Source organism: Reyranella sp., assembly GCF_050185545.1.
In the GTDB taxonomy this organism is placed as follows: Bacteria; Pseudomonadota; Alphaproteobacteria; order Reyranellales; family Reyranellaceae; genus Reyranella.
Genome location: NZ_JBFWZI010000032.1, coordinates 25,670 through 33,619 on the forward strand (window position 1 = coordinate 25,670; position 7,950 = coordinate 33,619).

Sequence of the window (7,950 nt, forward strand, 5' to 3'; positions counted from 1 at the left end):
TACTGGTCCCCGTAGCGGCGGGCTGTTTCCGGCTATCATCGCCCGATGCATGAACGTGGATGATGGGGCGCCGCACCGCCGAACCAGACTCGTCGTGGGACGAGGTCCCGCGCCTCATTCGGGCCGGCATGGGGTTGCCGCAGCCCTGGGAGAAGCTGTTCGGCCCTTTGCGGGCAACCTCATCCTCCGGCATCCTGGCGGTCGGGCAGATCGGTCAAACTCTCGACGGACGCGTTGCCACGCTGTCCGGCCATTCCCACTACATAAACGGATCGGCCGGGCTCGATCATCTGCATCGCCTGCGCGCCGTCGTCGATGCCGTCGTCGTTGGCGCCGGCACGGTGCGCGCTGATGATCCGCAACTCACCGTCCGCCGCGTCGCCGGTCCCAATCCGGTCCGCGTGGTGCTCGATCCCAGGGGAACGCTGGGCGGGAGTGCGCGTGTCTTTGCCGCCGATGGCACGCGCCGCATCGTCATCACCCTCGACGGGACACCGACTCGATCCGCGGCGGAGATCGAGACGATCGCCCTGGCCGGATCGACGACTCGTCTCGAACCGGCAGCGATTCTCGACGCCCTGTCGGCACGTGGCTTGCGGCGCGTGCTGATCGAGGGTGGTGCACGAACCGTGTCGCACTTCCTGGGTGCCGGTTGTCTCGACCGGCTTCACGTCATGGTCGCGCCGGTCATCCTCGGCTCCGGACTCCCGGGCCTCGAGCTGCCGCCTGTCGCGCGCATGACCGACGCGCTGCGTGCGCCGGTTCGCGTTCACCTGCTGGACGACGAGGTGCTGTTCGATTGCGACCTGTCGGCGCGACGTGCAGCGGCCGGCGCGGCGAACAAGTCGAGGTGACCGACCCTGATGCAGGACCTGTTCGCGACGACGGCGGCGCGCCGGTTCACCAGCCATTGGGCGACCGCTTCGGCTGGCATCTCCCCGCTTTCGCTCGCAGCGACAGCCCAGCCGGCCAGCATGGCCTCCTGAATCGCCCGATCGGTCTCGCGCAGCACCCAGTCGGCGGCGCCCGGCTCCACGGCATAGCCGACCTTCTCGAAGTACGCGCCCGCGCTTCGGGCGGCCATCGGCCCGAGCGCCGGTCCAAAACCCTTGTCCCGCCGATGATGTGTATTGACCGCCGAGATGACCGCCGCATCGCGCGGGTCCGCAGGCGCGAGCTCGACTCGACCGTCATAGCTCAGGGACGCGTAGACCGGCAGCCGGCGCGCTGCGACTTCCGTGACCAGGCGCTCCAGCCAGTCGCCCGAGACGAGGTCGAGCAGGGCCGACGTCGTGACCAGATCGACCGGTCCATCGAGCGCCGCTTCGAGGTCGGTCACGAGGTCGAGCGGCTGGACGTACAGGTTCGCGGCCGGTGGCACGCGAGCCAGCAGGCTGAGGTCGTTGTCGAACAGGCGCCACGTCTGGCGCATTGGCAAGTGAGGGCCGAGGGCGCGCAGCGTCGAGCCGGTGCCGCATGCCAGGTCCACGATGGTGACGGCCGACCGCCCGGACAGGGCGGCGACCGCCCGCTCGAGTACTCCGGGATGGCGCGCCTGCCGGTCGAAAGGCTCGCGCAGCGCCAGCCAGTCGGCGGAGAAGCTCATGCGAGACCTTCGAGCAGGCATGCGAAGGCCTCGCCGGACCTCGCCCAGGTGGGCAGCGCCGCCGCCGCGGCACGGGCTCCCGTCGCCAGCGCACGCCGACCCGGCTCGTTCGTCAGGACGTCCCGCAGCGCGAGAGCGAGAGCCGCGACATCACCGGGTGGCACGAGCCTGCTTGCCGACGCGGGCACCGTTTGCGGGATCGCGCCGCCCGTGGTGCCGATGATCGGCAGCCCATGGGCGACCGCCTCGGCATAGGCCATGCCGTAGCCCTCGAAATGGGACGCCAGCACGAACACGTCTGCGCCCGCGTAGAGTTCTGCAAGATGCGCTGGCGACACCGCTCCAGGGCTCACGATCCGGTCTCCGAGCCGGTGCTTGGCGATCAGCGCATCGAGACGCTCGACCGCGCCTCGATCGCGATCACGATCACCAGCGATGGTGAGTTGCCAGTCGAGATCGGTCAGGGCCGACAGGGCTTCGATGAGCACGTCGAAGCCCTTGCGGGGAACGATGGCGCCGACCGAAAGCAGGCGGAGTCGACCACTGCCCCTGCCCGCCGCCTGCGGCACTGGATCGGTGCCCGGAAAGATCACACGGAGCCGTTCGCGCGACACGCCGAACTGATCGACCAGCAGGTCGGCCGTCGCATCGCTGGTGGCGATGACCCAGTGCGCGGCGGCGAGCGCGGCGCGCTCGCTGGCGCGCAGCCGCTCGGCGACCCCCGGCGTCAGGCCGGTCTCGCAGGCCAGCGGATGGTGAACCAGCGCCACCACGGGCCGGGTCGCCTGCAGCACAGCGGCAGCCTCGGGGAGCGCGCCGAAGCCCAATCCATCGATTACGATCGGTTGCTGCGCGGAGGCCGACAGGAGTCGACACGTCGCCACTGCGACCTGCTCCTCGCTCGGCAGGGGAAAGCCGTCACCCAGACCCACGAGGTCGACCTGCCAACCCAGAGTCTGCAACTCGGAGAGGATGCGGCGGTCGTAGGCGTAGCCGCCGGTCTGCGTCTCGAGATCGCCGGGTATCGCGAAGGTTACGCGCTTGGCCACAACGGTGCCTCGTACCACGCCCGCGCCACGTGCGATTCGGAGATGGTGACCCGGATCGCCTTCAGCTGGCGGCCGTCGCGACCGAGCTTGCCGTCGCGCGCCGCGTCGGCCAGCCGGTCGTGGATATGCTTCGTCAGGAACTCGGTCGTTGTATTTTTCCCGGCGAACCCGGGAATCGCATCGAGGTTCTTGTAGTTGAGCGGGCCGAGCACCGATTTCAGGATTTCGTGGGCTCGCCCGATGTCGATCACGATGCCGTTCTCGTCAAGCGTCTCGGCGAGGAAAGCGGCATCGACCACGAAGGTCGCCCCATGAAGGGCCTGGGCCGGCCCGAACACCTCTCCCTTGTAGGAGTGAGCGATCATGATGTGGTCACGGACTTCGACGCAGTGCACGGGCGATTCTCCCAGGGGGGCTTGGCTAAGAAATACCTCATCCTGAGGAGCTGTGCGTAGCACGGCGTCTCGAAGGATGGGCCGCAGACACGGTGCATGTTGCCCATCCTTCGAGATGCGCCCTTCGGGCGCTCCTCAGAGTGTGTGACTTTATTGACTGCTGATGATCTCAGGAATAATCGATCCGCTGGCACAGGATGCCGCTTGCCGGAGCGAGGATGTCCGGCAGTCGAGCCGGCAGGTCCTCGAACGCCACCGGTGCTTCGAGCAGCACGTCGAGCCGATCGTCGGCGAGCAGGCTCAGCGCCTTTTCCAGGCGTCGGCGGTGGGTCCACTCCCGTCGGTGCGATGGCGCCACCATTCCGACCTGGCTCGCCACCAGCCGGAGGCGGCGACTGTGAAAGGCGCCGCCGAGGGGTACCATTACCAGGTCGCTGCCGTACCAGCTGAGCTCGAGAATGGTTGCCTCGTCTGCCGCCAGGTCGAGCGCAGTCGCAAGGCCCGCGCTCGTTGCGCTGGCATGAACGACCAGCGCGCACTCCGACGGCGCCTGCGCCGGTGTCGCAAAATCGAGTCCGAAGGCGGACGCGACACGCGAACGCGCGGGATCGATATCGACGAGCGTCACGCTCGCGGCCGAGAACGTCCGCAACAGCAGGCCGGTCAATGCCCCGACCACGCCGGCCCCCACCACGGCCACGCGCGAAAAGGGGCCCGGGCCCGCGTCCCAGACGGCGTTCAGCGCCGTCTCCATGTTGGCGCCGAGGACGGCCCGACTCGCCGGGACATTGGCAGGCACGGGAACGGCCGCAGACTCGGGCACGTCGAACAGTGCCTGGTGCGGATGCAATGCAAAGACCGTCCGCCCGCGAAGCTCTGCCGATCCGCGCTCGACCGCGCCGACGGTCGAATAGCCGTACTTCACGGGAAAGGGGAACGATCCGGCCATGAAGGGGGCGCGCATGCGCTGGAACTCGGACGGCGGAACGCGCCCGTTGGCGACGAGGGACTCTGTTCCGCGGCTGATCGCGCCATGCGCGGCCCGGACCCGCACCATGCCAGGCGCCAGGCGACCCAAGGGCTCGTCGCGGAGCTCGGCCCGACCGGCATCGACGTACCAGAGCGCGCGGCCGGTCTCTTCGTCGCCTGTGATCCAGCTCATGCGGCTCGACGCGATGTGATAGCAAACGCCATTCGTAACGCTATCATGGGTCTTCTCGGGAGATCATCAGCGTGACGCATACTCTCGACGAGCGGGCCGCCCTATCGAGCGCCCAATCGCATGCCGACCGGCAGGTGCTCGTTCGCCGGCTCATCTTCGCGGCCCTGGCGGCGGCATCGATAGTCCTGCTTCTCGTCCTGGCCGGCCTCGCCTTGTCCGCCGGCGGATTCGATCTGGTCGACCTCGTCCTGCTGCTGTTGTTCGCCGCGACCACGCCGTGGCTGGCCATCGGCTTCTGGAACGCCGCCATCGGCTTCGTCATCATGCGGTTCACGCGCGATCCCAGCACCTATGTCGGACCGCAGGCCGGCCGCACGATCCCGCCGTCGGCCATCGCGGCGTCCACCGCCATCCTGATGTGCGTGCGCAACGAGTCGCCGGACCGGATGATCCGCAACCTCGGCGCCATGATGGCCGACATCGAGGCCGCCGGATGCGCCGACCGCTTCCATGTCTATGTCCTGAGCGACACCAGCCTGCCGGACATCGCGTCGGCCGAGGCGGCGGCGTTCGCCGACCTCGCGCGACAATGGGCGGGCCGCCTTCCGCTGACCTACCGGCGGCGGGAGGTCAACACGGGCTACAAGGCCGGCAATATCCGCGACTTCCTGGAGCGCTGGGGCGACGACCACGAGTTCATGGTGACGCTCGATGCCGACAGCTACATGACCGCGTCGGCCATCCTGCGCATGGTCGGCATCGTCCAGGCCAATCCTAAACTCGGCATCCTGCAGGGGCTCGTCGTCGGCCTGCCGTCGACCAGCGCCTTTGCCCGCATCTTCCAGTTCGGCATGCGGCTTGGCATGCGTTCGTGGACGATCGGCAGCGCGTGGTGGCAGGCCGATTGCGGCCCCTACTGGGGCCACAACGCCGTGATCCGCGTTGCCCCGTTCAAGCAGCACTGCGCCATCCCGGTCGTGCCCGGCAAGGGCATCCTGCGCGGGCATGTCCTCAGCCACGACCAGATCGAGGCCGCCATGATGCGGCGCGCCGGCTACGACGTCCGCGTCCTGGCCGAGGAGAATCTGGGCTGGGAGGAAAACCCGCCGACCCTGATCGAGTTCATCCGGCGCGATCGACGCTGGTGCCAGGGGACGCTGCAGTACGTCTTCTTTGTCGGCATGCCGGGGCTGCCGATCACGAGCCGCTTCCAGCTCCTCTTCGCCATGCTGATGTTCACAGGCTCACCGGCCTGGATCGGCCTCCTGATCGTGTCGACGGCGGCGTTGGCGGCCGCGCCTTCGACGGCGGCCTTGATCGACGCCGATTACGGCGCAGCGCTGCTGGCCGTGATCCTCGTGACGTGGTTCGCGCCGAAGATCGCCACGGTCGTCGACGTGCTGAGCCGGCCGGCCCTGCGCCACGTGTTCGGTGGCACGACCCGGTTCCTGGCCAGCGTCGCGGTGGAAACCGCCTTCTTCCTGCTGCTCTCGCCCATCATGTGGGTCGGGCACACGCTGCTTCTCGCCGGCCTGCCGTTCGGGCGCGCCATCGGCTGGATCGGCCAGGTGCGCGACGACCACGCGATCGCGTGGTCGATGGCCCTGCGGCAGCTGTGGCCGCAGACCTTCCTCGGCGCGGCTTGCCTCGCCGTGCTGGGCGTGACCCAACCGGTGGCGTTGCCCTACGTCTTCGTGCTGTGGGCAGGCGGGTTGGTGCTGTCGGTCCCGATCTGCGTCGCCACGGCGCGCCCTTCGGTGGGGTTCGCGCTGACGCGCCTTGGCATCGGCCGCCTGCCGGAGGAAACGGATCCACCCCCGGCACTGGCACATCTTCAGCTCCCTGCCTTGAAGGCCGTTCAGTCGACCATTGCCGACTGAGCCATGCTACCGAACTTTCGCGCCGCGCGCGGCGTCCTCCGCTCCTTGCGCCTCTATCATGGCCATCCGGCACGCCATCGCGCGATGGAGAAGCTCTACGGGCAGTTCATCAGGTCGGGCGAGCTGGCGTTCGATGTCGGCGCCCATGTCGGTGACCGTGTCCGCGCCTTTCGCCGGCTCGGCGCCCGCGTCATTGCCGTCGAACCGCAGCCGGCGCTGCATCGCACGCTGCGGGCGCTGTTCGGGCGCGATCAGGCCGTCACGCTGGTCCCGTCTGCGGTCGGCCGGACGGCCGGCACGGCGACGATGATGATCAACGTGGACAATCCCACGGTTTCCACGCTGTCGACGGACTTCATCGCGGCCAGCCGCGGCTCCCCGGGCTGGGAGGATCAGGCTTGGCCGCAGTCGCTCGAGGTCCCGGTCACCACGCTCGACGCCCTGATCGGCGAGCACGGTGTGCCGTCCTTCATCAAGCTCGACATCGAAGGGTTCGAGGCCGAAGCGCTCGCCGGCCTGTCGCATCGCGTCACGGCGCTGTCGTTCGAGTTCACGACCATCCAGCGCGCTGTCGGGATGGCGGCCATCGAGCGCTGCGTGGCTCTTGGCTACAGGCGCTTCTCGGCCGCCCTCGGCGAAGGCCAGGAGCTCGACGCGTGGCGCAGCGCCGCCGAAATCGCCGACTGGCTCGCGACGTTGCCGCACCGCGCAAACTCGGGGGACATCTATGCGAGGTGCGCGTAGCGTGGTCTTGGCCGCATTGCTGGCGGCAACCGCGGCGTTGGCCATCCTTGCCGGTGCTTCCGCCCAGGTCGAGCAACCTGTCGAGGTCGTCAACGACAGCACGCCGACGCGCTGTGCCGAGGAAGACAACGTCTATATCAAGCTCCGGGCCGAGCAGGTGCGCCGGTTCCGGATCGAGGCGCGGCACCCCGCCTATATCGGCACCATCGTCGCCGATCGCTGGGCGCCCGACTTCGCTAACTGCACCGTGACGGGCAGTGCCGACTACAAGTTCGAGCGCCGTCGCCTCACGCTTTACGAAACCGAGGATTGGCAGCTCGTCGGCCTGACCTTCCCGAGCTTCTGGCGGCCGAACAGCGTGCCGGTGCGCGTCGGCCAGCGAACCGAAACCGGCTTCCATCTCCTGCAGCTCTGGACCCGCTTCCAGGAGCGTGCCGAGGAAGTGCTGGTGCTCTACCCCGCCGACGGCTACTGGCGCGCCCGTCCGCTGGCGCCGCAGACCTTGCGCTCGAGCGCCTACGGCTCGTCTTTCCTCGTCGGACCGGTGGAAGTGCACGGTCGGCCCTTGGTTGACATCAGGGCGGTGACGTTCGACCCGGCCACACGCACCTTCACGCTCGCCTTCGCGCGCGGCGGCAGCGCGACGTTGCGCCTCGACGCCCTGGACCAGGAGCGCATCGAGCTCGGCGTCACGATCGAGCCGCCCATCGGCGAAAGCCAACCGTTTGCCGCGCTGCGCTCCATGTACGTGACCGAGACCAACAGCGACGTCGCCCAGGTTGCCTGGCGCGAGCAGAGGACCGCGCTGTGGGGAGAGTCGCCGGTGATGTCCTTCAAGCGAGCCCGCGCCGTCGAGTTCTGGGCCGGCCGCCGGGTTCCCTCACGCCACAACACCAGCGCGCCCGATTTCACCTTCCGCGATTTCGCCACCGGCGAGCGTTGACAGGGGGGCGGCCTGCCTGCCGATGGCGCATGGTGTGGCGGCTAGGCCGACGACGTCACGTCGCGGTGCCGCCCACCGTCAGTGCATCGATGCGCAGCGTCGGCTGGCCGACGCCGACCGGGACGCCCTGGCCGTCCTTGCCGCAGGTGCCGATGCCGGGATCGAGCGACA

At 68.7% G+C, this 7,950-nt stretch carries 8 protein-coding genes; 4 read left to right on the forward strand and 4 right to left on the reverse strand.

What is annotated here, in order from left to right; genetic code table 11:
- The first annotated feature begins 59 nt into the window (after positions 1-59).
- Positions 60-854: a RibD family protein gene (locus AB7O82_RS11715; protein ID WP_428541005.1), complete on the forward strand. Its 795-nt coding sequence runs from the start codon at positions 60-62 to the stop codon at positions 852-854.
- Here AB7O82_RS11715 and AB7O82_RS11720 read toward each other — a convergent pair.
- The 4 genes from AB7O82_RS11720 to AB7O82_RS11735 all read right to left on the reverse strand — a co-directional run bounded on the left by AB7O82_RS11720 (position 770) and on the right by AB7O82_RS11735 (position 4,212).
- Positions 770-1,606, reverse strand: a complete 837-nt coding sequence (locus AB7O82_RS11720) for a hypothetical protein (protein WP_428541002.1) — start codon at positions 1,604-1,606, stop codon at positions 770-772. The two genes, AB7O82_RS11715 and AB7O82_RS11720, sit on opposite strands and share 85 nt — an antisense overlap.
- The gene (locus tag AB7O82_RS11725; RefSeq protein ID WP_428540999.1) at positions 1,603-2,655 is read right to left on the reverse strand and encodes a glycosyltransferase family 4 protein; all 1,053 of its coding nucleotides are present in this window, start codon (positions 2,653-2,655) and stop codon (positions 1,603-1,605) included. The genes AB7O82_RS11720 and AB7O82_RS11725 overlap by 4 nt, the downstream gene beginning before the upstream one ends.
- A complete protein-coding gene (locus AB7O82_RS11730; protein WP_428540996.1) occupies positions 2,640-3,050 on the reverse strand; it encodes a 6-pyruvoyl trahydropterin synthase family protein in 411 nt (136 codons plus the stop codon). Before AB7O82_RS11730 ends, AB7O82_RS11725 begins: the two co-directional genes overlap by 16 nt.
- 169 nt (positions 3,051-3,219) lie before the next feature.
- Positions 3,220-4,212: a zinc-dependent alcohol dehydrogenase gene (locus AB7O82_RS11735; RefSeq protein ID WP_428540993.1), complete on the reverse strand. Its 993-nt coding sequence runs from the start codon at positions 4,210-4,212 to the stop codon at positions 3,220-3,222.
- Between the two features lie 71 nt (positions 4,213-4,283).
- Between AB7O82_RS11735 and mdoH the strand changes: the two genes are divergently transcribed.
- Genes mdoH through AB7O82_RS11750 form a run of 3 tightly spaced genes read left to right on the forward strand, consistent with a single transcriptional unit; the run spans position 4,284 to position 7,779 of the window.
- Positions 4,284-6,092 (forward strand): glucans biosynthesis glucosyltransferase MdoH, encoded by a 1,809-nt coding sequence (gene mdoH, locus AB7O82_RS11740; RefSeq protein WP_428540990.1) that lies wholly within the window; start codon positions 4,284-4,286, stop codon positions 6,090-6,092.
- Positions 6,093-6,095: 3 nt separating this feature from the next.
- On the forward strand, positions 6,096-6,836 hold the full coding sequence (locus tag AB7O82_RS11745; RefSeq protein ID WP_428540987.1) for an FkbM family methyltransferase: 741 nt from the start codon (positions 6,096-6,098) through the stop codon (positions 6,834-6,836).
- A 1-nt stretch (position 6,837) separates the two neighbouring features.
- Positions 6,838-7,779, forward strand: coding sequence for a hypothetical protein (locus AB7O82_RS11750; RefSeq protein WP_428540984.1), 942 nt, complete (start codon positions 6,838-6,840; stop codon positions 7,777-7,779).
- Positions 7,780-7,950: the final 171 nt, after the last annotated feature.